This is a genomic window from Azospira inquinata, from assembly GCF_018905915.1.
GTDB classification, from domain to species: Bacteria; Pseudomonadota; Gammaproteobacteria; order Burkholderiales; family Rhodocyclaceae; genus Azospira; species Azospira inquinata.
Genome location: NZ_CP064782.1, coordinates 2,916,907 through 2,940,401 on the forward strand (window position 1 = coordinate 2,916,907; position 23,495 = coordinate 2,940,401).

General features: G+C 59.7%; 21 protein-coding genes and 3 tRNA genes. 19 read left to right on the forward strand and 5 right to left on the reverse strand.

All coding sequences use genetic code 11. The annotated features are described in order from the left end of the window. Nucleotides 1-63 precede the first annotated feature (63 nt). From gyrA to Azoinq_RS13320, 15 genes are all read left to right on the forward strand, one after another. Nucleotides 64-2,604 carry a DNA gyrase subunit A gene (gyrA, locus tag Azoinq_RS13250; RefSeq protein ID WP_216128425.1) on the forward strand — a complete coding sequence of 847 codons (2,541 nt, stop codon included), beginning with the start codon at nt 64-66 and terminating at the stop codon, nt 2,602-2,604. Beyond that, complete coding sequence (gene serC, locus Azoinq_RS13255) at nt 2,604-3,713, forward strand: 3-phosphoserine/phosphohydroxythreonine transaminase (RefSeq protein ID WP_216128424.1); 1,110 nt, start codon at nt 2,604-2,606, stop codon at nt 3,711-3,713. The genes gyrA and serC overlap by 1 nt, the downstream gene beginning before the upstream one ends. A 33-nt stretch (nt 3,714-3,746) precedes the next feature. Beyond that, nucleotides 3,747-4,826, forward strand: coding sequence for a prephenate dehydratase (gene pheA, locus Azoinq_RS13260; protein WP_216132396.1), 1,080 nt, complete (start codon nt 3,747-3,749; stop codon nt 4,824-4,826). 22 nt (nt 4,827-4,848) lie between these two features. Next, nucleotides 4,849-5,940 (forward strand): histidinol-phosphate transaminase, encoded by a 1,092-nt coding sequence (gene hisC / locus Azoinq_RS13265; RefSeq protein ID WP_216128423.1) that lies wholly within the window; start codon nt 4,849-4,851, stop codon nt 5,938-5,940. Between the two features lie 27 nt (nt 5,941-5,967). Beyond that, entirely contained in the window at nt 5,968-6,840 is an 873-nt protein-coding gene (locus Azoinq_RS13270) for a prephenate dehydrogenase (protein ID WP_216128422.1), read from the forward strand. An 87-nt stretch (nt 6,841-6,927) separates the two neighbouring features. Further along, nucleotides 6,928-8,868 carry a bifunctional 3-phosphoshikimate 1-carboxyvinyltransferase/cytidylate kinase gene (locus tag Azoinq_RS13275; protein WP_216128421.1) on the forward strand — a complete coding sequence of 647 codons (1,941 nt, stop codon included), beginning with the start codon at nt 6,928-6,930 and terminating at the stop codon, nt 8,866-8,868. A 173-nt stretch (nt 8,869-9,041) separates the two neighbouring features. Continuing rightward, the gene (rpsA, locus tag Azoinq_RS13280) at nt 9,042-10,757 is read left to right on the forward strand and encodes a 30S ribosomal protein S1 (protein ID WP_216128420.1); all 1,716 of its coding nucleotides are present in this window, start codon (nt 9,042-9,044) and stop codon (nt 10,755-10,757) included. Between the two features lie 10 nt (nt 10,758-10,767). Then, nucleotides 10,768-11,052 carry an integration host factor subunit beta gene (locus Azoinq_RS13285; protein WP_216128419.1) on the forward strand — a complete coding sequence of 95 codons (285 nt, stop codon included), beginning with the start codon at nt 10,768-10,770 and terminating at the stop codon, nt 11,050-11,052. Nucleotides 11,053-11,157: 105 nt separating this feature from the next. Beyond that, nucleotides 11,158-11,457 carry a lipopolysaccharide assembly protein LapA domain-containing protein gene (locus tag Azoinq_RS13290; protein WP_216128418.1) on the forward strand — a complete coding sequence of 100 codons (300 nt, stop codon included), beginning with the start codon at nt 11,158-11,160 and terminating at the stop codon, nt 11,455-11,457. After that, nucleotides 11,457-12,623 carry a lipopolysaccharide assembly protein LapB gene (gene lapB / locus Azoinq_RS13295; RefSeq protein ID WP_408627121.1) on the forward strand — a complete coding sequence of 389 codons (1,167 nt, stop codon included), beginning with the start codon at nt 11,457-11,459 and terminating at the stop codon, nt 12,621-12,623. Before Azoinq_RS13290 ends, lapB begins: the two co-directional genes overlap by 1 nt. A gap of 53 nt (nt 12,624-12,676) precedes the next feature. Next, the gene (locus Azoinq_RS13300; protein ID WP_216128416.1) at nt 12,677-14,002 is read left to right on the forward strand and encodes a UDP-glucose dehydrogenase family protein; all 1,326 of its coding nucleotides are present in this window, start codon (nt 12,677-12,679) and stop codon (nt 14,000-14,002) included. A gap of 100 nt (nt 14,003-14,102) precedes the next feature. After that, nucleotides 14,103-15,050, forward strand: a complete 948-nt coding sequence (rfaE1, locus tag Azoinq_RS13305; protein ID WP_216128415.1) for a D-glycero-beta-D-manno-heptose-7-phosphate kinase — start codon at nt 14,103-14,105, stop codon at nt 15,048-15,050. Between the two features lie 12 nt (nt 15,051-15,062). Continuing rightward, the gene (gene rfaD, locus Azoinq_RS13310; protein ID WP_216128414.1) at nt 15,063-16,055 is read left to right on the forward strand and encodes an ADP-glyceromanno-heptose 6-epimerase; all 993 of its coding nucleotides are present in this window, start codon (nt 15,063-15,065) and stop codon (nt 16,053-16,055) included. Between the two features lie 3 nt (nt 16,056-16,058). Further along, nucleotides 16,059-16,958 carry a cysteine synthase CysM gene (gene cysM, locus Azoinq_RS13315; RefSeq protein WP_216128413.1) on the forward strand — a complete coding sequence of 300 codons (900 nt, stop codon included), beginning with the start codon at nt 16,059-16,061 and terminating at the stop codon, nt 16,956-16,958. 10 nt (nt 16,959-16,968) lie between these two features. Further along, nucleotides 16,969-17,769, forward strand: coding sequence for a 3'-5' exonuclease (locus tag Azoinq_RS13320; RefSeq protein WP_216132394.1), 801 nt, complete (start codon nt 16,969-16,971; stop codon nt 17,767-17,769). A 37-nt stretch (nt 17,770-17,806) separates the two neighbouring features. Here the strand turns inward: Azoinq_RS13320 and trhA are convergent, their stop codons facing one another. Further along, nucleotides 17,807-18,442: a PAQR family membrane homeostasis protein TrhA gene (trhA, locus tag Azoinq_RS13325; protein ID WP_216128412.1), complete on the reverse strand. Its 636-nt coding sequence runs from the start codon at nt 18,440-18,442 to the stop codon at nt 17,807-17,809. A gap of 124 nt (nt 18,443-18,566) precedes the next feature. On the opposite strand from trhA, the gene Azoinq_RS13330 reads away from it, so the two are divergent. The 3 genes from Azoinq_RS13330 to menA all read left to right on the forward strand — a co-directional run bounded on the left by Azoinq_RS13330 (nt 18,567) and on the right by menA (nt 20,230). Further along, nucleotides 18,567-18,643: transfer RNA gene (locus Azoinq_RS13330), tRNA-Val, on the forward strand. Nucleotides 18,644-18,835: 192 nt separating this feature from the next. Further along, nucleotides 18,836-19,258 (forward strand): glycine zipper 2TM domain-containing protein, encoded by a 423-nt coding sequence (locus Azoinq_RS13335; protein WP_216128411.1) that lies wholly within the window; start codon nt 18,836-18,838, stop codon nt 19,256-19,258. 99 nt (nt 19,259-19,357) lie between these two features. Beyond that, entirely contained in the window at nt 19,358-20,230 is an 873-nt protein-coding gene (gene menA / locus Azoinq_RS13340) for a 1,4-dihydroxy-2-naphthoate octaprenyltransferase (protein ID WP_216128410.1), read from the forward strand. A gap of 136 nt (nt 20,231-20,366) precedes the next feature. Here the strand turns inward: menA and Azoinq_RS13345 are convergent. The 3 genes from Azoinq_RS13345 to Azoinq_RS13355 all read right to left on the reverse strand — a co-directional run bounded on the left by Azoinq_RS13345 (nt 20,367) and on the right by Azoinq_RS13355 (nt 21,927). Further along, a tRNA-Arg gene (locus Azoinq_RS13345) sits at nt 20,367-20,443 on the reverse strand. Between the two features lie 101 nt (nt 20,444-20,544). Beyond that, nucleotides 20,545-20,638: transfer RNA gene (locus tag Azoinq_RS13350), tRNA-Ser, on the reverse strand. 62 nt (nt 20,639-20,700) lie between these two features. Next, the gene (locus Azoinq_RS13355) at nt 20,701-21,927 is read right to left on the reverse strand and encodes an aspartate kinase (RefSeq protein WP_216128409.1); all 1,227 of its coding nucleotides are present in this window, start codon (nt 21,925-21,927) and stop codon (nt 20,701-20,703) included. Nucleotides 21,928-22,214: 287 nt separating this feature from the next. Between Azoinq_RS13355 and Azoinq_RS13360 the strand changes: the two genes are divergently transcribed. Next, on the forward strand, nt 22,215-22,520 hold the full coding sequence (locus tag Azoinq_RS13360; RefSeq protein ID WP_216128408.1) for a helix-turn-helix domain-containing protein: 306 nt from the start codon (nt 22,215-22,217) through the stop codon (nt 22,518-22,520). Nucleotides 22,521-22,585: 65 nt separating this feature from the next. Here Azoinq_RS13360 and Azoinq_RS13365 read toward each other — a convergent pair whose 3' ends face one another. Beyond that, the gene (locus Azoinq_RS13365; RefSeq protein ID WP_216128407.1) at nt 22,586-23,443 is read right to left on the reverse strand and encodes a radical SAM protein; all 858 of its coding nucleotides are present in this window, start codon (nt 23,441-23,443) and stop codon (nt 22,586-22,588) included. Nucleotides 23,444-23,495: the final 52 nt, after the last annotated feature.

The following is a 23,495-nucleotide window of genomic DNA, read 5'->3' on the forward strand; positions in this document are numbered from 1 at the left end:
AGAATCAACGTTTTTGTTTCACCCGAAACAATTCCTTTCTCGCCCGCGTGGCCATTGTGAGCTATGGATCAATTCGCCAAGGAAACACTCCCCGTCAGTCTTGAAGAGGAAATGCGCCGTTCCTACCTGGATTACGCCATGAGCGTAATCGTCGGTCGGGCTCTGCCCGACGTGCGGGACGGCCTCAAACCCGTGCATCGGCGGGTGCTGTTCGCCATGCATGAGCTGGGGAACGACTGGAACAAGGCTTATAAAAAGTCGGCCCGTATCGTCGGGGACGTTATCGGTAAGTACCACCCCCACGGCGACACGGCGGTGTATGACACCATTGTGCGGATGGCCCAGGACTTTTCCCTGCGCTACATGCTGGTGGATGGGCAAGGGAACTTCGGCTCGGTGGACGGGGACAATGCGGCGGCCATGCGGTACACGGAAGTGCGCATGGCCCGGATCGGCCACGAACTGCTGGCGGATATTGACAAAGAAACCGTGGATTTCGGGCCCAACTACGACGGCTCCGAAGAAGAACCCCTGATTCTCCCGGCCCGTATTCCCAACCTGCTGATCAACGGCTCCTCCGGTATTGCCGTGGGGATGGCCACCAATATTGCCCCCCACAATCTTTCCGAAGTGGTGTCCGGCTGTCTGGCCCTGCTGGAAAATCCGGAAATTACGGTGGAAGACCTGATCCAGTACATCCCGGCTCCCGATTTCCCCACCGGGGGCATCATCTATGGGGTGAACGGGGTGCGGGAAGGCTATCGCACCGGCCGGGGCCGGGTGGTGATGCGGGCCAAAACCCACTTTGAAGACCTGGAAAAGGGCAACCGTCAGGCCATCATCGTGGATGAGCTGCCCTATCAGGTGAATAAGCGCAGCCTCCTGGAAAAGATTGGCGAACTGGTCAATGACAAGCGGATCGAAGGCATCTCCGATCTGCGGGACGAGTCGGATAAGTCCGGCATGCGCATGGTCATTGAACTGAAGCGGGGGGAAATGCCGGAGGTGGTGCTCAACAACCTCTTCAAGCTGACCCAGCTGCAAGACACCTTCGGTATGAATACGGTGGCCCTGGTGGATGGTCAGCCCCGCCTGCTGAATATCAAGCAGATGCTGGACTGCTTCCTGGCCCACCGCCGGGAAGTGATTACCCGCCGCACCATTTTCGAACTGCGCAAAGCCCGGGAAAAAGCCCACATCCAAGAAGGTCTGGCCGTGGCCCTGGACAATGTGGATGCCATCATCGCCCTGATCAAGGCGGCGCCGACTCCGGCGGACGCTAAGCGGGAATTGATGGCCCGTTTGTGGGTTTCCCCCACGGTGACGGAAATGTTGGCCCGGGCCGCCCTGGACGCGACCCGGCCGGAAGGGCTGAGTATCGAATACGGTCTTTCCAAGCAGGGCTATCTGCTCTCCGACGCCCAGGCCCAGGCCATTCTGGAACTGCGTCTGCAACGCCTGACCGGCCTGGAACGGGACAAAATCGTCACCGACTTCCGGGAATTGCTGGAAAAGATTGCGGACCTCATGGATATCCTGGCCCGGCCGGAACGGATTACGGAAATTATTGGCGACGACCTGAAGGAAATCCGCACCCAGTTCGGGGACGGGCGCCGCTCAGAAATCGTCACCCATACCCAGGATCTGGGCATTGAGGATTTGATTACGCCCCAGGACATGGTGGTCACCCTGTCCCACTCCGGCTACGTCAAATCCCAGCCCCTGGCCGACTACCGCTCCCAGCGCCGGGGCGGACGGGGCAAACAGGCGGCGGCGGTGAAGGAAGACGATTTCGTCGATCACCTGTTCATTGCCAACACTCACGATTTCATTCTTTGCTTCTCCAACCGGGGCCGGGTCTATTGGCTCAAGGTTTATGAAGTGCCCCAGGGCAGCCGGACCAGCCGGGGCAAGCCCATCGTCAATATGTTCCCCCTGGAAGAAGGGGAAAAGATCAACGCCATTCTGCCGGTCAAGGAATTTTCCGAAGACCGCTATGTCTTCCTGTGTACCGCCCAGGGCACGGTGAAGAAGACGCCCCTGTCCGAATTCTCCAATCCCCGCAAGGCGGGCATTATCGCCGTGGGCCTGGATGACGGGGATCACCTGATCGGCGCGGAAATCACCAGTGGCAACAGCGACATCATGCTGGTTTCCGATGGCGGCAAGGCGGTGTGGTTCGACGAAGAAGATGTGCGTCCCATGGGCCGACCCGCCCGGGGTGTGCGGGGCATGAAGATGCAGGCCGGTCAGCAGGTGATTTCCCTGCTGGTGGCGGAAAGCGAAAGCCAGACCGTGCTGGTGGCGACGGAGAACGGTTTTGGCAAACGTACCGTGCTGTCCGAGTTCCGCCATTCCGGCCGGGGCACCCAAGGGGTCATCGCCATTGCCAGCAGCGAACGGAACGGCAAGATCGTGGGGGCCAAGCTGGTGGGGGATGAGGATGAAATCATGCTCATCACCACGGGGGGCGTCCTGATCCGCACCCGGGTCTCGGAAATCCGGGGCATGGGCCGGGCAACCCAGGGGGTGACCCTGATTTCCCTGGATCAAGGGGAGAAGCTGGCCGGTTTGGAAAAGGTTGTGGAAAGCGAGGAAGAGTAATGCGCTTGTGGAATTTCGCCGCCGGACCGGCGACTTTGCCCGAAGTGGTGCTGGAACAGGTGCGGGATGAGCTGCTGGACTGGCGCGGCGCTGGTTGCAGCATCATGGAACTGAGCCACCGGGGCAAGGAATTTTCCGGGGTCATTGCCCAGGCGGAAGAGGATCTGCGGGAGCTGATGGGCATCCCCCAAGGCTACAAGGTGCTGTTTCTCCAGGGCGGGGCGACCCAACAGTTTTCCCAGATTCCCCTCAATCTTCTGGCCGGGGAATCCGCCGCCTACGTGGTCACCGGCTCCTGGTCCAAGAAGGCCTACAAGGAAGCCCAGCGCTTTGGCGCCGTCACCTGCGCTGCCAGCACGGAGGCGGCTGAGGCTGTCTCTGGCGGCTTTACCCGCCTGCCCGCCGCCGAGGCGATCCAGGTGGATGAACGGGCGGCCTACGTCCATGTGTGCACCAATGAAACCATCCACGGGGTGGAGGTTTTTGATAGCCCCCGTCTTCTGGCCCGTGTACCGGCTTCTGTACCCGTGGTGGCGGACATGTCTTCCCATATCCTTTCCCGGCCCATGGCGGTGGAGGATTACGGCCTGATCTATGCCGGTGCCCAGAAAAACATCGGCCCTTCGGGCCTGACCCTGGTCATTGTGCGGGACGATCTGATTGGTCGGGCCGGCCCCCAGGTGCCTGCCCTGATGGACTATCGGGTGCAGGCGGATAACGGTTCCATGCTCAACACCCCGCCCACCTTCTCCATCTACGTGGCCGGGCTGGTATTCAAGTGGATCAAGGCCCAGGGTGGTGTGGCCGGGCTGGAAAAGGTTAATCGGCAAAAGGCTGAACTGCTTTACCGGACCATCGACAACAGCGGCGGTTTCTACCGCAATCCGGTGGCGGCGGACTGCCGCTCCCTGATGAACGTGCCCTTTACCCTGGCCGATCCGGCCCTGGACAGCGCCTTCCTGGCCCAGTCCAAGGAAGCCGGTCTGTTGGCCCTCAAGGGACACAAATCGGTGGGGGGCATGCGGGCTTCCATCTACAACGCCTTGCCGTTGGCCGGGGTTCAGGCCCTGGTGTCCTTCATGGAAGATTTCGCCAAACGGAACGGTTAGGCCATGAGCGATCAGCAAGACCCCCAAGCCGCCCTGCATCAGGACCTGGCGCCTGTGCGCCAGGAAATTGATCGCCTGGATGGAGAACTCCTGGCCATTCTCAACCGGCGGGCCCAATGCGCCCAGCAGGTGGGCCGTATCAAAGCCGCCCACGGGGCGGATGGCCAGATTTACCGCCCCGAGCGGGAAGCCCAGGTATTGCGCCGTATTCAGGAGTTGAACCAGGGCCCCCTGGCGGACGAAAGCGTCACCTTCTTTTTTCGGGAAGTGATGTCTGCCTGCCTATCCCTGGAACGCCCCCTGAGTGTGGCCTGTCTGGGGCCCCTGGGCAGTTTTTCCGAAAGCGCCGCGGTAAAGCAGTTCGGCCATGCGGCCAAGCTTTTGCCCATGGGCACCTTTGACGAGGTGTTCCGGGAGGTGGAAGCGGATCACGCGGATTACGGCGTGGTGCCCGTGGAAAATTCCACGGGGGGCGCAGTGGGCCTGGTTATGGACCGGCTGCTGGCCACTCCCCTGAGCATTTGCGGCGAAGTGGTGCTGCGGGTGCACCAAAATTTGCTGTCCCACTGTGCGGCTTTGGACCAGATACAGGTGGTCTATTCCCACGCCCAGTCCCTGGCCCAGTGCCATGAGTGGCTGGATGGACATCTGCCCCACGCCCAGCGCATTTCCGTGGCCAGTAATTCCCTGGCCGCCCAGATGGCGGCGGAAAAGCCGGGGGCGGCAGCCATTGCGGGGGACGGGGCGGCGGATCGCTATCAGCTACCCCGGCTGGCCACCACCATCGAGGACGAGCCCAACAACACCACCCGCTTTCTGGTGCTGAGCCGCCACGATGGGGGGGTGAGCGGGCGGGATAAGACCTCCTTGGTCATGTCCGCCCCCAACCGGACCGGTTCCCTCCATGAGTTGCTACTGCCCTTTGTTTCCGCCGGGGTCTCCCTGATCCGGCTGGAATCCCGGCCGGCCCGCCATACCCTGTGGGAATACGTGTTTTTTGTGGATGTGGAAGGGCATCGCAACGATGCCCCCGTCCAGCAGGCCTTGCAGGAACTGGCCCAGCGGGCGGCATTTTTGAAGGTCCTGGGATCCTATCCCGTAGCGGTCTATTGATCTCGCTTTTGAAAGGATGGTCATGAACGTGGTTGAACAAGCCCTGCCCTATGTGCGGGCCATTGCCCCCTATCAACCGGGCAAACCTATTACGGAACTGGCTCGGGAAACGGGCATTCCGGTGGAAAAGATCGTCAAACTGGCTTCCAACGAAAATCCTTTAGGCATGAGCCCCAAGGCCCGGCAGGCGGTGGAACAGGCCATTGCTTCCCTGGAGCGCTATCCGGATGATTTTGACCTGAAACAAGCGGTGGCCCGACATACGGGCAAGGCCATGGACCAGGTGGTATTGGGCAATGGCTCCAACGATGTGCTGGACCTGGTGGCCCGGGTTTTTCTGAGCGCAGGGCGTTCCGCCCTCTATTCCCAACACGCTTTTGCCGTCTATCCTCTGGCTACCGTATCCGTGGGCGCGGAAGCCATTGCCGTGCCCGCCAAGAATTTCGGCCATGACCTGGACGCCATGCTGGCCGCCATCCGCCCGGATACCCGGGTGATCTGGATTGCCAACCCCAACAACCCCACCGGTACCTTCCTGGCCTATCCGGAATTGAAGGCCTTTCTGGCCAAGGTGCCTGCCCATGTGATGGTGGTGTTGGATGAGGCCTACAACGAATACATTCCCCCGGAAGAGCGCCTGGATACCTCAACCTGGTTGGGGGAATTCCCCAATCTGCTGGTGACCCGGACCTTTTCCAAAATCTACGGTCTGGCCGGGCTGCGGATCGGCTATGGCCTGACCAACAGCGCCGTGGCTGACCTCATGAACCGGGTGCGCCAGCCCTTTAACTGCAACAATCTGGCCCTGGCGGGCGCTATCGCCGCCCTGGACGACCAGGCATTTGTGGCCGAGAGCTACCGGGTGAATCACGAAGGCATGGTGAAAATTCAGGCCGCCCTGACCCGTCTGGGCCTGGATTACATTCCTTCCCACGGCAATTTCCTTACCTTCCGCCTGCCGGACGCGGCAGAGGTGAACCGGCGCCTGCTGCAGCAAGGGGTGATCGTCCGTCCCCTGGTGGGTTACGGTATGCCCGACTGGCTGCGGGTGACCATCGGCACCGAGCCGGAAAATGCCCGTTTCTTGGAAGCCCTGGAACAGGCGCTGAAATAGGCCCTTTTGCCCCCATTCCCGTCCGCCATGCCTGAGTTCAATAAAGTCGTTATTTTCGGAGTCGGTCTCATCGGCGGCTCCTTTGCCCTGGCGCTGAAGGCGGCGGGGGAGGTGGGGGAAGTGGTGGGCTTTGGCCGCAGTCCCGGCTCCCTCAAGCAGGCCCTGGCCCTGGGGGTGATCGATCGGGCGGGCATTAATCCGGCCCATGAACTGGGGGATGCGGACCTGGTGCTCCTGGCCACCCCGGTGGGGCAGATGGGGGACATCATGGCCCGCATCGTGCCCTATCTGGGGCCGGAGACGGTGGTGACCGACGGGGGCTCCACCAAAGGCAATGTGGTGGCCGCTGCCTATCGGGCTTTTGGGGAGCGTATCCGCCAGTTTGTTCCGGCCCATCCCATTGCGGGGGCGGAAAACAGCGGCCCCGGGGCGGCCCGGGCGGATTTGTACCGGGAGCGGAAGGTGATTCTCACCCCCCTGCCGGAAAACCCGATTTTGAACGTGGCCAAGGTGCGCTCCGCCTGGGAATGGTGTGGCGCCCGCATCTATGAACTGACTCCCGCTGAACACGATCAGGTGTTCGCCGCTGTCAGCCATCTGCCCCATCTCCTGTCCTACGCCCTGGTCCACGATCTGGCCCGGCGGGACAACCGGGAACAGTTTTTTACCTTCGCTGCCAGTGGTTTCCGGGACTTCACCCGTATTGCCGCCAGCCATCCGGAAATGTGGCGGGACATCTGTCTCGCCAATCAGCCCGCCCTGTTGGAAGAGCTGGACCGTTACCGCCAGCAGCTGGATGAAATCCGGGAAGCCCTGGCCCAGGGGGACGGCCCCCAGCTGGAAGCCATTTTTGCCCACGCCCGGGAAGCTCGTCGCGCCTGGGCTGGCGACGGGGAATAGGGCGCCGCTTGCCCTTGTCTGGGGCCTTAAAAGCCCCGCTCCTTTGTTTTCTTTCTCTTGACCGTTTGTTCCGGAACTTTCCCTGCCATGGAATTTCTCGATCTCCCCCCCTTCCTTTCTGCCACCGGTACGGTGCGTCTGCCTGGTTCCAAGAGTATTTCCAACCGGGTACTGCTCCTGGCTGCCCTGGCGGAAGGCACCACCGAAGTTCGGGACCTGCTCGCCTCCGATGATACTGAGCGTATGTTGGATGGGCTGGGGACCCTGGGGGTGACCATCCGCCAGCAAGCGGATGGGGCCTACCTGGTCCAGGGGGTAGGGCGGCAGGGATTCCCGGTGCGGGAGGCGGATCTTTTTCTGGGGAACGCGGGCACCGCTTTTCGCCCTTTGACTGCCGCCCTGGCATTGGCTGGCGGTCATTACCGGCTCACCGGGGTGGCCCGTATGCACGAACGCCCCATTGGCGATCTAGTGGATGCCCTGGCCCAGCTGGGTGCGCGTATTGAGTACCGGGGGAATCCGGGCTTTCCGCCCTTGGAGATTCACCCAGCGGCGGTCCATGGCGGTGGGGTGGTGCGGGTCCGGGGCAATGTATCCAGCCAGTTTCTGACGGCCCTGCTCATGGCGTTGCCCCTTACCGGGGTGGCTACCCGGGTGGAAGTGGTGGGGGAATTGATTTCCAAACCCTATATCGCCATTACCCTGGCCATTATGGAAAAGTTTGGCGTGACCGTGGAACGGGAGGGCTGGCAGGCCTTCACCGTGCCAGCGGCCAGCGCCTATCGTTCCCCCGGGGTGTTTTACGTGGAGGGGGATGCTTCCTCCGCCTCCTATTTCCTCGCAGCCGGAGCCCTGGGCCAGGGGCCGGTTCGGGTGGAAGGGGTGGGTTCCGCCTCCATCCAAGGGGATGTGCAATTTACGGAAGCCCTGGCCCAGATGGGCGCCCGCATCAGCGCGGGGCCCAATTGGATCGAGTGCCGGGGGCCGGAAAACGGCAGCCTGCGGGGGGTGGATCTGGATTGCAACCAGATTCCCGATGCGGCCATGACCCTGGTTCCCCTGGCCCTGTTTGCCCAGGGGCCCACCCGTCTGCGCAACATCGCCAGCTGGCGGGTGAAGGAAACGGACCGGATTGCCGCCATGGCGGCGGAGGCCCGCAAGCTGGGGGCGGAGGTGATCGAGGCGGAAGATGCCTTGACCCTGATTCCCCCTGCCAGCCTGAAGCCCGCTGCTATCCATACCTACGACGACCATCGCATGGCCATGTGTTTTTCCCTGGCGGCTTTTGGTACGCCCTTGCGGATTCTGGACCCCCAATGCGTGGCCAAAACCTTCCCGGACTATTTTCAGCGTCTGCAAGCCCTGGTACGTCCGGCTCCGGTGATTGCCATAGATGGCCCCTCTGCTTCCGGTAAGGGAACCGTGGCGGCCCGGGTGGCGGCCCGATTGGGCTTTGCCTATCTGGATTCGGGAGCCCTTTACCGGCTGACTGCCCTGGCCGCCCAGGAAGCGGGAGTGGCTTGGGAAAATGAAGGAGCGGTGGCCCCCCTTGCCGCCGCCCTGGAAGTGACTTTCCAGGAGGGGGCCATCACTCTGAACGGTAAGGATGTGGGGGATGCCATCCGTAGCGAAGCTATTTCCCAGGGAGCCTCGAAAGTGGCTGCTTTGCCCCAGGTGCGGGAGGCCCTGCTCTTCCGGCAGCGGGCTTTTTTGCGAAGCCCCGGGCTGGTGGCCGACGGCCGGGATATGGGGACGGTAGTCTTTCCTCGGGCAGCCCTTAAGGTGTTCCTGACGGCTAGTGCGGAAGTGCGGGCGGAAAGACGCTATAAGCAGTTGATCGAAAAAGGGTTCCCTGCTAACATGGCCGCGATTTTGCAAGAGTTGCGGGAACGCGACCGCCGGGATAGTGAGCGGAGTGTGGCGCCTCTCAAGCAAAATGGGGATGCGCTGCTTCTGGATACGTCAGACCTTTCCATCGACCAGGCGGTCGATCAGGTGCTGACGTGGTACGGGCAGGCGTCCCTTTAGGTGTCGCCGTTCCTCGCTTTTTCCCTTGTAAAACGACTGATCGGGCTTTCCCCCTCTGACGAATCGGAAGGAGTGCGCCGAACCTGTCTACCCCGTAGTGCTGGGGGCGATGGGTTCCGGAGCGGTGGCGGTGTTTAACCTCAACCCGCAGCCATGCGGTTAGGTACCTTTTCATGACTACTGCTTCTTCCGCTTCCCCCCTGTCCCAAGAAAGCTTTGCCGCCCTCTTTGAAGAGAGCCTGTTGCGCCAAGAAATGCGCCAAGGCGAAGTGATCACCGCCGAAGTCGTTCGCGTCGACCAAAATTTTGTCGTCGTGAATGCCGGCCTGAAATCCGAATCCTATGTGCCGGTCGATGAATTCCTCAACGACCAAGGCGAACTCGAAGTCAAGCCCGGCGACTTCGTGCAAGTGGCTATTGAACAGCTGGAAGACGGCTACGGTGAAACCCGCCTGTCTCGGGACAAGGCCAAGCGTATCGCCGCCTGGAACGACCTGGAAAAGGCCCTCAACGACGGTTCCCTGGTGACCGGCGTGATCACCGGCAAGGTCAAGGGCGGTCTCACCGTCATGACCAATGGGGTGCGTGCCTTCCTGCCCGGTTCCCTCGTGGACGTGCGTCCTGTCAAGGACACCACGCCGTACGAAGGCAAGACCATGGAATTCAAGGTCATCAAGCTGGATCGCAAGCGCAACAACGTGGTGGTCTCCCGCCGCGCCGTTCTGGAAGCCACCATGGGTGAAGAACGGGAAAAGCTGCTGGCGACTCTGCAAGAAGGCGCCGTGGTCAAGGGTATCGTCAAGAACATCACCGACTACGGTGCTTTCGTGGATCTGGGCGGTATCGACGGCCTGCTGCACATCACCGATCTGGCCTGGCGTCGTGTGCGTCACCCCAGCGAAGTGCTGGCCGTGGGCGACGAAGTGACCGCCAAGGTGCTGAAGTTCGACGCCGAAAAGAACCGGGTTTCCCTGGGTCTGAAGCAACTGGGCGAAGATCCGTGGGTCGGCATCTCCCGCCGTTACCCCTCCGGCACCCGCCTGTTCGGCAAGGTAACCAACCTGACCGACTACGGTGCCTTCGTGGAAATCGAACAAGGCATTGAAGGTCTGGTGCACGTTTCCGAAATGGATTGGACCAACAAGAACGTCCATCCCACCAAGGTGGTTCAGCTGGGCGACGAAGTAGAAGTCATGATCCTGGAAATCGACGAAGATCGCCGTCGTATTTCCCTGGGTATGAAGCAATGCATGCCCAATCCTTGGGAAGAATTTGCCCAAAACCACAAGAAGGGCGACAAGGTCTCCGGCCAAATCAAGTCCATCACCGACTTCGGTGTGTTCATTGGTCTGCCCGGCAACATCGACGGTCTGGTGCACCTCTCCGACCTGTCCTGGAGCGTGGCTGGCGAAGAAGCCATCCGCAACTTCAAGAAGGGCGACGAAGTGCAAGCCGTGGTGCTGGCCATCGACGTGGAAAAGGAACGCATCTCCCTGGGTATCAAGCAACTGGAAGGCGACCCGTACACCAACTACATCGCTACCCACGAAAAGAACGCCGTGGTTCGTGGTGCCGTGAAGTCCGTGGATGCCCGTGGTGCCGTGGTGCAACTGGATGGGGATGTGGAAGGCTACCTGCGCGCTTCCGAATTCTCCCGGGATCGGGTGGACGATCTGTCCGCTATCCTGAAGGTGGGCGATTTGGTGGAAGCCATGATCACCAACGTGGATCGCAAGTCCCGTGGCGTGAATCTGTCCATCAAGGCCAAGGATCAAGCCGAACAGCACGAAGCGCTGGCGAAATTTGCCTCCGAAAACACTGCGGCCAGTTCCGGTACCACCAACCTGGGTGCGTTGCTGAAAGCCAAGCTGAACAACCCGCAAAACTAAGGTTGTTGGTATGACCAAATCCGAGCTGATCGCCCGGTTGGCGGTGCGGTTTCCCCAACTGGTGGCGAAAGACGCCGATTTCGCGGTCAACGAAATTTTGGATGCCATGTCCTCCGCCCTGGCGGCGGGGGACCGCATCGAAATTCGAGGGTTCGGTAGTTTTTCCCTAAACTACCGCCCGCCGCGGCTGGGGCGTAACCCCAAATCGGGGGAAAAGGTCAGCGTTCCGGAGAAGCATGTGCCTCACTTTAAGGCCGGAAAAGAGCTGCGCGAACGGGTGGATGCCCTGGCCTAGCCGGGTTATCCGCTCCCGGGCGCTGCCCGTTAGACCGGTCCTGTGGTAGATTGCGGGCGGCAACTTAGGTTGCCGCCCTTTTTCTTTTTCTGATCGGGTAAGTGTATGCGGGTTCTGCATTGGCTTTGGCGCATCGTCCTGTTCCTCCTCTTGTTTTTGTTTGCCGCCAAGAACACGGCTCCGGTCAGCATCGGTTTTTTCCTCAATTATCAGTGGCAGGTGCCTCTGGTGGTGGCCCTCCTGGCTTTCTTTGTTCTGGGCGCTTTGCTGGGCGGACTGGCCCTGAGTGGCCTGATTTTTCGCCTGCGCCGGGATTTGGCCCGGAGCCGGGCCGAACTGGCCGCCGCCCGGGCTAACCCGCCGGTGGCGGAAGTGCCGGTGGCGGGTGAGGCGGTATCCCAATGATCGACTTCCATTACTGGCAGCTGCTGCTTTTTCCCCTCTTTTTTGTTTTTGGCTGGGCAGCGGCCCGCATTGATATTCAACATTTGGTCCGGGAATCCCGGGCCTTGCCCCGCTCCTACTTCCAGGGGCTGAATTTTTTGCTCAACGAGCAGCCGGACAAGGCCATTGAGTCCTTCATGAATGTGGTGAAGGTGGATCCGGAAACGGTGGAATTGCATTTCGCCCTGGGGAGCCTGTTTCGCCGCAAGGGGGAAATGGAGCGGGCCATTCGTATGCACCAGAACCTCATCGATCGGGAAGGATTGCCCAACGATCTAAAGCTCCAAGCCATGGCGGAGCTGGGCCAGGACTACCTTAAGGCGGGCCTGCTGGATCGGGCTGAGGAAATTTTTCTGCGCCTGCGAACCTCGTCCCGGGATGAGGAAGCCAAGCGCAATCTCCTGGAAATTTATCAGCTGGAAAAGGACTGGGAAAAGGCTATTGCCATCGGGGAGGAAATGCCCGAATACGCCACCCAGAAAGAAATTGCCCACTACTACTGCGAGTTGGCGGGCACGGAAATGATTAATTCCCGGCCGGATAATGCCCGTCGCTATCTGGATCAGGCCCTGGCGCTCCACCGCAGTTGTGTGCGAGCTAGTGTCATTCAGGGGGATTTGCTGGCCCAGGAAGGTCAGGACGAAGGGGCCATTGAGGCCTGGCAGCATATCGAACACCAAAATCCTGCCTACCTAGCCCTGGTTGCCCAAAAGTTGCAGGAAGCCTATCTCCGTCTGGGACGCCGGGATGAAGGCTTGCAACTGTTGCGGGGTTACTTGGCGGCTTATCCCTCCCTGGATTTGTTGGATACGGTGTTTCGTCTGGTGCTGGAAGGGGAGGGGCCAGAGGCCGCCTATCGCCTGGTGCGGGACGAACTACGCCGTAATCCCACCCTTTTGGGCCTGGATAAGCTCCTGGAAGCCCAGGTCCTGGTGGTGGCGCCCGAGCGTCGGGCGGATCTGGAACTGGTCCGTAATCTGGTCCATAACCATACCCGCCGGTTAGCCCGTTATCGGTGCGATAATTGCGGCTTCAAGGCGCGCCAGTTCTATTGGCGCTGCCCGGCCTGCGGCGGTTGGGAAACCTATCCGCCCCGGCGCAGTGAGGAATTCGATTTGCTTCCCTGAATAAAGGGCAGGGGAGCGTGAATGAAATTATCTGATTAAGTTGGGAGAGTATTTTGAAAGTTACGGTGGTTGGTACGGGCTATGTGGGCCTGGTGAGTGGTACCTGTCTGGCGGAAGTGGGCAACGAAGTACTCTGCCTGGATGTGGATCCCAACAAAATCCGCATCCTGAACGAAGGGGGCATCCCCATTTTTGAACCCGGCCTGCTGGATATGGTGAAGCGTAATGTGGCCGCAGGCCGCCTGCGTTTCACGACGGACGTAGCTCAGGCCGTGGCCCATGGCACCGTGCAGTTTATTGCCGTGGGCACCCCTCCCGATGAAGACGGTTCCGCTGATTTGCAGTACGTGCTGGCTGCCGCTCGCAATATCGGCAAGCACATGACCGATTACAAGGTCATCGTGGACAAATCCACCGTCCCCGTGGGCACCGCCGACAAGGTACGGGCCGCCATTGGGGAAGAACTCCAGGCCCGGGGCCTGACTACCCCCTATAGCGTGGTATCTAACCCGGAATTCCTTAAGGAAGGGGCGGCGGTAGATGATTTCATGAAGCCGGACCGGATCGTGGTGGGGGCGGATGACGAGCGGGCCGTAGGGGTCATGCGCAGCCTGTATGGGCCTTTCCAGCGCAACCACGAACGGCTCATCATCATGGATGTGAAGAGCGCGGAACTCACCAAGTACGCCGCCAATGCCATGCTGGCTACCCGCATCAGCTTCATGAACGAATTGGCTAATCTGGCGGAAAAGCTGGGGGCCGACATCGAAGCGGTGCGCCACGGTATTGGTTCTGACCCCCGCATTGGCTATCACTTCCTCTACCCGGGCTGCGGCTACGGTGGCTCCTGCTTCCCCAAGGACGTCCAGGCGTTGCAGCGCACCGCCCGCCAGGATGGGGGGATCGAACTCAAGGTCTTGAATGCGGTGGAAGAGGCTAATGAGGCTCAGAAGCACATTCTCGGTGCCAAGATCAAAGCCCGTTTTGGCGACGACCTTTCCGGTCGCCGTATCGCCCTCTGGGGCCTGGCTTTCAAGCCCAATACGGACGATATGCGGGAGGCGCCCAGCCGCTACCTGCTGGCGGATTTGTTTGCCGCCGGAGCCACCGTGACCGCCTATGATCCGGTGGCCATGGAAGAAGCCCGGCGCATTTTTGGTAACGAGCCCCGCCTGACTTACAGTGACGATCCTTTGTCTTCCCTGGATGGGGCGGATGCCCTGGTTATCGTGACCGAATGGAAAGTGTTCCGCAGCCCGGATTTCGATACGGTGAAGGCCAAGTTGAAACAGCCTCTGATTTTCGATGGCCGTAATCTTTACGATCCCAAGGCCATGGCCGAAATGGGCTTTACCTATCTGCCCATTGGGCGGAAGTAGACTTTCCGGCCCATCTTCTTTGCTGAGGCCGCTCCTGGGGAGCGGCCTTCCTCTTTGAGGTTGTTGCTGTTTCCAGTCAAAACCTATATCAGTTACCGCTATGAGTCTTTTGCCTGATTTGTCTGCCGCCCGCATTCTGATTGTGGGTGATGTAATGCTGGATCGTTACTGGTTTGGCGATGTTTCCCGGATTTCTCCGGAAGCCCCGGTGCCGGTGGTGAAGGTGGAGCGCAACGAGGAGCGCCCGGGGGGGGCGGCCAATGTGGCCCGTAATTGCGCCGCCCTGGGGGCCCAGGTCTGCCTGTTGTCCGTTGTTGGGGATGATGAGCCGGGGGAGGCCCTCCGACGTTTGGTGGCCGGTCAGGGGATTCAGGTATCCCTTCAGGCGGACCCTACCATCAGCACCACGGTAAAGCTCCGGGTCATCGGGCGGCAACAACAGTTGCTGCGCATCGATTTTGAAACCCAGCCCTCCCACGAGGTGCTGGAAGCCAATCTGGCCGATTTCAAACAACGCCTGCCTGAGACTGACGTGGTGATTCTGTCTGACTACGGCAAGGGTGGGCTCACCCATATCCGGGCCATGATCGACGCAGCCCGGGCGGCCGGTAAGCCGGTCTTGATCGACCCCAAGGGGGATGATTACAGCCGCTATGCGGGGGCTTCCGTACTGACTCCCAACCGGGCTGAACTGGGGGAAGTTGTGGGCCGCTGGCAGAACGAGGCACAGCTGACCGCCAAGGCCCAGGGTCTGCGCCAGGATTTGGGCCTGGAGGCCCTGTTGCTGACCCGCAGCGAGGAGGGCATGACCCTCTATCGGGAGCAGGGCAGCTTTACCCAGGGTGCTCAAGCCCGGGAAGTTTTCGACGTGTCCGGCGCCGGGGATACGGTTATTGCCACCCTGGGGGTGCTCATGGCCGGTGGAGCAGACTGGGAAACCGGGGTACGGGTCGCCAACTTGGCTGGCGGTATCGTGGTCGGCAAGCTGGGAACGGCCGTGGTGAGCCGGGATGAACTGGAAGCCGCGCTGGCGGCGGCCCAATCTTAAAGGACTGTTATCGTGTATACCATCGTCACCGGCGCCGCCGGCTTCATTGGCTCCAATCTGGTCAAAGCCCTCAATGAGCGGGGCATCACCGACATTATTGCGGTGGACAATCTGACCAAGGCGGATAAGTTCAAGAATCTGGTGGATTGCCACATTGCGGACTACCTGGACAAGAACGATTTCCTGGAACGGCTCATGAGCGGCCAGTTCGATGGGGACGTGGACGCCATTCTCCACGAAGGGGCCTGCTCCGACACCATGGAAACGGACGGCCGTTACATGATGGAGAACAACTACCGCTACTCCCTGGCCCTTCTGGACTGGTGCCAGGATCAGGAGGTCCAGTTTCTCTACGCCTCCAGTGCCGCTACCTACGGGGGCAGCAACGTGTTCAAGGAAGAGCGGCAATACGAAGCGCCCTTGAATGTGTACGGCTACTCCAAGTTCCTCTTCGACCAGATCGTACGCAAGCGTCTGCCCGAAGCCTCTTCCCAGATCGCCGGTTTCCGCTATTTCAACGTGTACGGCCCCCGGGAAAGCCATAAGGGACGCATGGCCTCCGTGGCCTTCCACCACTTCAACCAGTATCAGGCTGAAGGCAAGGTGAAGCTGTTTGAAGGCTGTGACGGCTACGGCAACGGGGAACAGCAGCGGGACTTTGTCTATGTGGGAGATGTGGCCAAGGTGAATCTCTTTTTCCTGGACCACCCGGAAAAGTCCGGCATCTTCAACCTGGGTACGGGCCGGGCCCAGAGTTTTAACGATGTGGCGGAAGCCACGGTGAATAGCTGTCGCGCCCTGGAAGGCAAACCCGCCCTGGGCTTGGAGCAATTGCGGGAACAGGGGCTGGTGGAATACATCCCCTTCCCGGAAGCCTTGAAGGGCAAATACCAGAGCTTCACCCAGGCCGATCTGACAAAACTGCGGGCCGCCGGCTACGACGCCCCCTTCCATACCGTCGCCCAGGGCGTGGGCGAATATGTGCAATTTTTGAATAGGCGCTGAAACATGTTTAAAACCTTGGAACAATTCGTCTGCGACACTCCCCTGGTGCGTTTGCAGCGGATTCCCGGTGCGGAAAATGAAGCCCGGGGCAATGTGATTCTGGTGAAGCTGGAAGGCAATAATCCGGCGGGTTCGGTGAAAGACCGGCCCGCCCTGTCCATGATTTCCCATGCGGAAGCCCGGGGCGACATCAAGCCTGGGGATACCCTGATCGAGGCTACCAGCGGCAATACGGGCATTGCCCTGGCCATGGCGGCGGCCATGCGGGGCTACCGGATGATTCTGGTCATGCCGGAAAACCAGAGCCTGGAGCGGCGTCAGACCATGCGGGCCTACGGCGCGGAACTGATCCTGACCCCCAGGGAAGGGGGCATGGAGCTGGCCCGGGATACGGCCACCAAAATGCGGGACGAAGGCCAGGGTATTATCCTGGACCAGTTTGCCAACCCGGATAATCCTTTGGCTCACTACGAAAGCACCGGCCCGGAAATCTGGCGGGACACCCAGGGTAAGGTGACCCATTTTGTTTCCAGCATGGGGACCACCGGAACCCTGATGGGGATTTCCCGTTACCTGAAGGAACAGAATCCGGCTGTCCAGGTCATTGGCTGTCAGCCGGACGAAGGGAGCCAGATTCCCGGTATCCGCAAATGGCCGGAAGCCTATTTGCCCAAGATTTTTGAAAAATCCCGGGTGGATCGGCTGGAATACGTCTCCCAGGCCGATGCGGAGGAAATGACCCGCCGCCTGGCCCGGGAAGAGGGCATCTTTGCCGGCATTTCCTCTGGCGGCGCCTTGGCCGTGGCCCTGCGGGCGGCCAAGGAAGTGGAAAACGCCGTGATCGTTTCCATCGTCTGTGACCGGGGCGACCGCTACCTGTCCACCGGCGTATTCCCCGCCTGAGCGTGGCGTGATGGTTCCCGTACTGGTTTTTGACATCGAGACCATTCCGGATGTCCCCGGGCTGCGCCGCCTTTACGGGGTGGGCCCGGAGCTCTCCGATGGGGAGGTGGCGGAACTGGCCTTCCAGCAGCGGCGTGCCCAGAACGGCACGGATTTCCTTCCCCTCCATCTACAACGGGTGGCGGTGATTTCCTGCGCCCTCCGGACCAAAGAGGGCTTTCGGGTCTGGTCCCTGGCGGAGCCGGAACAGTCGGAAAAGGAAATCATCCAGCGCTTTTTCGATGGCATCGAGAAATTCACGCCCCAGATTGTTTCCTGGAACGGAGGGGGGTTCGACCTCCCCGTGTTGCACTACCGGGGCATGATTCATGGGGTCATGGCCCCCCGTTACTGGGATCTGGGGGATGGGGATTACGCCGATTCCCGGGATTTTAAGTGGAACAACTACATCAGCCGTTACCACACCCGGCACCTGGATTTGATGGATTTGCTGGCCCTTTACCAGCCCCGGGCCAATGCCCCCTTGGATGACCTGGCCAAGCTCATGGGCTACCCGGGCAAGCTGGGCATGGATGGGGGCAAGGTGTGGGAGGCTTGGCAGGCCGGTCGCCAAGCGGAAATTCGGGACTACTGCGAAACCGATGTGGTGAATACCTATCTGGTCCTATCCCGCTTTCGCTTGATGCGGGGGGAGTGTTCCCAGGAGGAGCATGGGACTGAAATGGCCTTTATTCGGAGCGAACTGGACAAGCTCCACAAGCCCCATTGGGAGGAATTCCTGGCCGCCTGGCCCGATGCTCCAGCCCTTTGATGGGCCGCATTACCAGCCATCCCTCGGGATGGCTTTTTTATGCCGCGTACCAGAGGACGGCGAAAAAGTGGCAGATGCTGCCCGCCAGCACGAACAGGTGCCAGACAAAATGGCGGAAGCGGCGGCTGTCCGTGATAAAAAAGTACACGCCTGCGGTATAAGCGATGCCGCCGCCCGCCAGCCAGCCCAAACCCACCCAGGACATGCGCTGCACCATGGGCACGGCGGCGATGAGCACCAGCCAGCCCATGAGCAGATAAAGGCTGGTGGAAATCCAGGGGCGGGTGAGCCGGTTGGTGAATTTCAGCACCAGGCCCAGGGCCGCCAAGCCCCAGACCAAGCCGAACAAGGTCCATCCCCAGGCGCCGCGAAGTACTCCCAGGGAAAAGGGGGTGTAGCTACCGGCGATGAACAGGTAAATGGCGCTGTGATCCAGTTTGACGAAAAACTGCTTGACCTGCCCCATGGGAATGGCGTGGTAGAGGGTGGAAATCAGGTACAGCAGAATCATGGTGGCGGAGAAAATGCTAGCGCCCACCACATTGGCGGCGTGGCCGTTTTGTACGGCCCAGACAATCAATACGGGCATAGCGGCCACGGCGGCGAGAAAGCCCACACCGTGGCTGATACTGTTGGCGATTTCTTCGCCGAAGCTTTGAGGACGTTCCATCATGGTGGGAATTATGCGCTTGCTGGCTGGGGATGGGGTAGGGGGCGGGCCGGGCAATTTGACCCAATTTTTCCGGAGCAGCCCTTGCTTTTCTGAAGAAACCCTATATAATTCGCGCTTCTTCGGGAGGCGCGTAGCTCAGTTGGTTAGAGCATCACCTTGACATGGTGGGGGTCGTTGGTTCGAATCCAATCGCGCCTACCAAGCATTTCGCTTGGGTCTCCGAAAGCAAAAGCCGCTTACAGCGGCTTTTTTTGCGCCCGGATTTTGGCCTTTTTGACGGCCTCTCTGACTCCGAATGGGTTCCGGGTGGCGATTCTTTTCTGGCTCCCTTTGTGCCTAGGCTTGCCAGCGGTATAGTCTTCCCGTGTTCCTCAAACGAGTTGGAGGTGGAAGATGCAAGCCATCAATCGTTTTATCTGCGTTGCCCTGGGCTGCGCCCTGATGGGGGCCGCGGGCTTGGCCGAGGCGGGTTGTACCAAATCCACCTGCGGCGTGGTCACCGAGGTGGAATCCCATACGACCCAGGGGGAGGGCACCGGGTTGGGTGCCATTGCCGGTGGGGTGGTGGGTGGCCTGGTAGGCAATCAGATCGGAAATGGCACGGGTAACACGATCGCCACCATTGCCGGGGCGGCCGGTGGTGCCTATGCGGGCCATCAAATCGAAAAGAAAGTGCGCAGCAAAGCCAATTACGAAGTGCATATAAAATTGCGCAATGGCACGGCCAAAACCTTTGCCTATGACAATAAACCGGATTTTTCTTCCGGGGATAAGGTGCAGATTAAAAACGGCCAATTGGTTAAGCTGGGTAATTAATTCTATTAGGACCTTCTTTTGCGAAATCCAGAAAATACCGTCGGGGAATTACTTTCCCCCTTATTGATCAAGCCTTCTTCCCGATTGGCTATTTTCTGGATGGGCATTCGCCCCAAAACCCTGAGCATTTCTCTGGCTCCGGTTTTTTTAGGGAGTGCCTTGGCGTTTTGGAATCAACGGGCTTTTGTTGGGTGGGTTTTGGGGCTTTCTTTGGTGGCGGCCCTGTTTATTCAAGCGGCCACCAATCTCCTCAATGACGCGGGAGACGGGGAATCGGGAACGGATACTCCGGACCGGCTGGGTCCCCCCCGGGTGGTGGCGTTGGGGTGGGCTTCTCCGGCCCAGGTCAAGGCCTGGGCCTACGCCCTGATGCTGGCGGCTTTTGTGTTAGGCATTGCCTTGGTGCGGCAGGGTGGCTGGCCTATCGTCGGGCTGGGGTTGGCTTCCCTGGTGGCGGGCTGGGCCTATACCCACGGTCCCTATCCCATTTCCCGCTCACCTCTGGGGGAACTGTTTGTCTGTCTTTTTTTCGGGTTGGGGGCCGTGGCTGGCACCTATTATCTGCAAACCCTGACCCTATCCCCCTCGGCCCTAGTTCTGGGGACTTTGCAGGGCGCCTTGGCCGCAGCTGTCATTGTGGTCAATAACACCCGGGATCGGGAAGAAGATCAAAAGGCCGGGAGGAAAACCCTGGCGGTCCTAGGGGGGCGGCTTTTTTGTTGTCGGGAATACGGGGTCTTGCTGTTGCTACCCTGTCTCTCGGCGGCCCTGTGGGCGTTTTGTGTTGGGGTAGCGTGGGCTGCCTGGGGTGCGTTGGCCTGCAGCCTCTGGGGAGTGGTTCTGGTCCGGCGTTTTTTCCTGGCTCGGGGTGGCGCTGAATTCAATTCCCTGTTGGCAGCAACGGCCCAATTCCAGCTCCTATTCGGTGCGCTGATTTCTCTGGGAATTATGGCTGACGTAATATTTAAATAGAATATCCTTGTTGCGGGTATTCCATAATCATTCTCCCGATTAAAAATTGCTTAAGGAGGATTTTTTTTCTGAGGGGAATGGGGGGGAATAAAAGAAAATAAAAAAGCCAGGCAGAGCCTGGCTTTTTTATTGAATCTGGTGCGCTCGGAGGGATTCGAACCCCCTACCCCTTGGTTCGTAGCCAAGTACTCTATCCAGATGAGCTACGAGCGCGTTTCGAAGAAGTCGAAATTATACTGACTTTTTCTAATTTGTCCAGATTTATTTAATTGCTATTGTTGCTTCAGCGCTTAAATAAACTGGCCAATTGTTTCTGGCGGAGACGGAGGGATTCGAACCCTCGATGCAGGTTTATGCCCGCATGCTCCCTTAGCAGGGGAGTGCCTTCGACCTCTCGGCCACGTCTCCGTTAGAGGGCGGCATCATAACCGGAAGCCGTCCTCGGGTCAAATCACTTTTGCGGCCTTGCCTTAAGCGGCTTGGTCCAGCCCGAAGGTGCGATGCAGCACCCGTACTGCCAGCTCCAGATACTTCTCGTCGATTACCACGGAAATCTTGATTTCAGAGGTGGAGATCATCTGGATGTTGATGCCTTCCTCCGCCAGGGTGCGGAACATCTGGCTGGCGATGCCGGGGTGGGAACGCATGCCCACGCCCACGGCGGAGACCTTGCAAATCTTTGCATCTCCCAGGATTTCCCGGGCGCCGATGTGTTCCTGGACGGAATTCAGTACCGCCAGAGCCCGATTGTGTTCGTTCCGGTTGACGGTAAAGGAGAAGTCCGTGGTGCCGTCCCGGCCCACGTTCTGGATGATCATGTCTACGTCGATGTTGGCGTCGGCGATGGGGCCGAGAATCTGGTAGGCGATGCCGGGACGATCGGGAACGCCCAGCACCGTCAGTTTGGCCTCGTCCCGGCTGAATGCGATGCCGGAAATGATGGCCTGTTCCATGTTCTTGTCTTCCTCAACGGTAATCAAGGTACCTTCTCCTTCGTCCTGAAAGCTGGATAACACCCGTAATTTCACTTTGTACTTGCCGGCGAATTCCACCGAGCGGATTTGCAGCACCTTGGAGCCCAGGCTGGCCATTTCCAGCATTTCTTCAAAGGTGATGGTGTCTAGCTTGCGGGCTTCGGGCACGACCCGGGGGTCGGTGGTGTAAACCCCGTCCACGTCCGTGTAAATCTGGCATTCATCGGCCTTCAGGGCGGCGGCCAGGGCTACGGCGGAGGTATCGGAGCCTCCCCGGCCCAAGGTGGTGATATTGCCGTCCCCATCCACCCCTTGAAAACCGGCTACCACGACCACGTAACCCTGGGCCAAATCCGCCCGGATACGCTCGTCGTCGATTTGCAGAATGCGGGCCTTGGTGTGGGAACTGTCGGTCAAAACCTTGACCTGGGCGCCGGTGTAGCTCTTGGCCTGTAAACCTTCTTCCTGGAGCGCCATGGCCAGCAGGCCGATGGTCACCTGTTCGCCGGTGGAGGCGATCACGTCCAGCTCCCGGGGGCTGGGCGTGGCGGAAATATCCTTGGCCAGGGCGATAAGACGATTGGTTTCCCCCGACATGGCGGAGGGGACGACGATCAGGTCGTGACCCTGGGCTTTCCATTTGGCTACCCGTTTGGCCACGTTCTTGATGCGGTCGGTGCTGCCGACCGACGTGCCGCCGTATTTCTGAACTATCAGCGCCATTCCTTTTCCAATTGCTCGTTTGAAAACAAACGGCAATTTTAACTGATCTGGGGTGCGGGCTGGAGACTTTGCGAAAACGTAAAAATTTGCAACGGCCAACCATGCCACTTGCAATTTTATGTTTATGGTCTATACTCGCGTTATGACTTAGGTCATAGCAAGTAGGTAATAGCTTCAGAACCCCAACAGGAAATGAAGTTGTCGCTCGCAGGTGATCCTTCTTGGTCTTACTGGTCGAGCTCCTTGCCGTCCTTTGCCTTTTGATAGATCAACTCACGAGGTCCAATATGAGCAACGTAAAACTGGTCGAAAAAATTGATCCCCGGGAAATCCGCCGCAAGCTGGGGCTGAACCAACAACAGTTCTGGTCCAAGATCGGCGTTACCCAGAGTGGCGGTTCCCGCTATGAAAGCGGCCGCAATATGCCCAAGCCCGTGCGGGAACTGCTCCGCTTGGTTCACGTGGAACAGGTGGATATCCAGCACATTAAGCGGGAAGACATGGAAGTCATCGACTACCTGAAGACTTCCGAACCGGAAACCTTCAAGGCTTTGAAGAAGGCGGCCCGCGGCAAGCAAAAGAAAGCGGCCTAAACCGCCCAGAAGTTTTCCCGGCCCGGCTCCTATGCCGGGCCCCGGGAGCCACAAGAAGCTCGGAATTACGGGGTCATGCGCACCGGAATTCCGAGTTTTTTTATGGCCTGGGCAATGCTCTCCATTTGTTCCGGGGCCAGACGCTCTAGGTGGGAAAGTTGGGCTGTCTGTTGGGGGGGGCGGGCGATACCGTAAAGCAACACTCCCCGGATAAGATCCTTTACCTGCACCAGCAGGGCTAGATAGGCCTCCAATTCCGTTCCTGACAAAGTGGGCTGGCCATCCCAGGCGAAGGCGCAGGTTTGTACCCAGGTGGGGGCCAGGGCGGCGCAGCAGCGCAGGTTGTCCAGGGTATGGCGGGGATTCTGGCGGGTGGCGTTGACCCGGGCGGCCCCTTCTTCCGTAGCTTGATCCACTTTGAACCAGACTTCGCCCTGGTGCCGGCCCAGCCAGGCCAAGCCCTCCTGTACCTCTGCCTTGTGGATTAGGCTACCGTTAGTAATGAGGCGCACGGGCAGGCTTTCACGCAACCCGAATCGTTCCATCACCCCATAGACCCGAGCCAGGGCCGGGGTGAATTCTGCCGCGCTGGTGGGTTCTCCGTTCCCGGAAAAGGCCACATCCACCAGCTTCCGGAATTCGGGAGGGGCGGCTTGCTGGAGATAATCCCCATGTACGGCCTCCTGGAAAAAGCCGTCCAGCTCCTGCTCCAGCCGCTCCAGGTCCACCGGGGGCGGGCCGCCCCGGGTCAAATCGGGGACCTGGCAATAGACGCAAGCCCAGTTGCAAGCGTTATTGGTGTTCAGATTAATGCCCACTGACACGCCCCCAGCCCGGCGGGAGAGAACGGGGTAAACATAGGTCAGACCGGCGCTGTCCCGGCTATGGTCGGTGGTGCTCAGGGCGTGGGGGGTGTCCCGCATGGGAATCCTTCAAGTGGTCCAGGGGGTGAATGTTATAATTATGAGCTTTGTC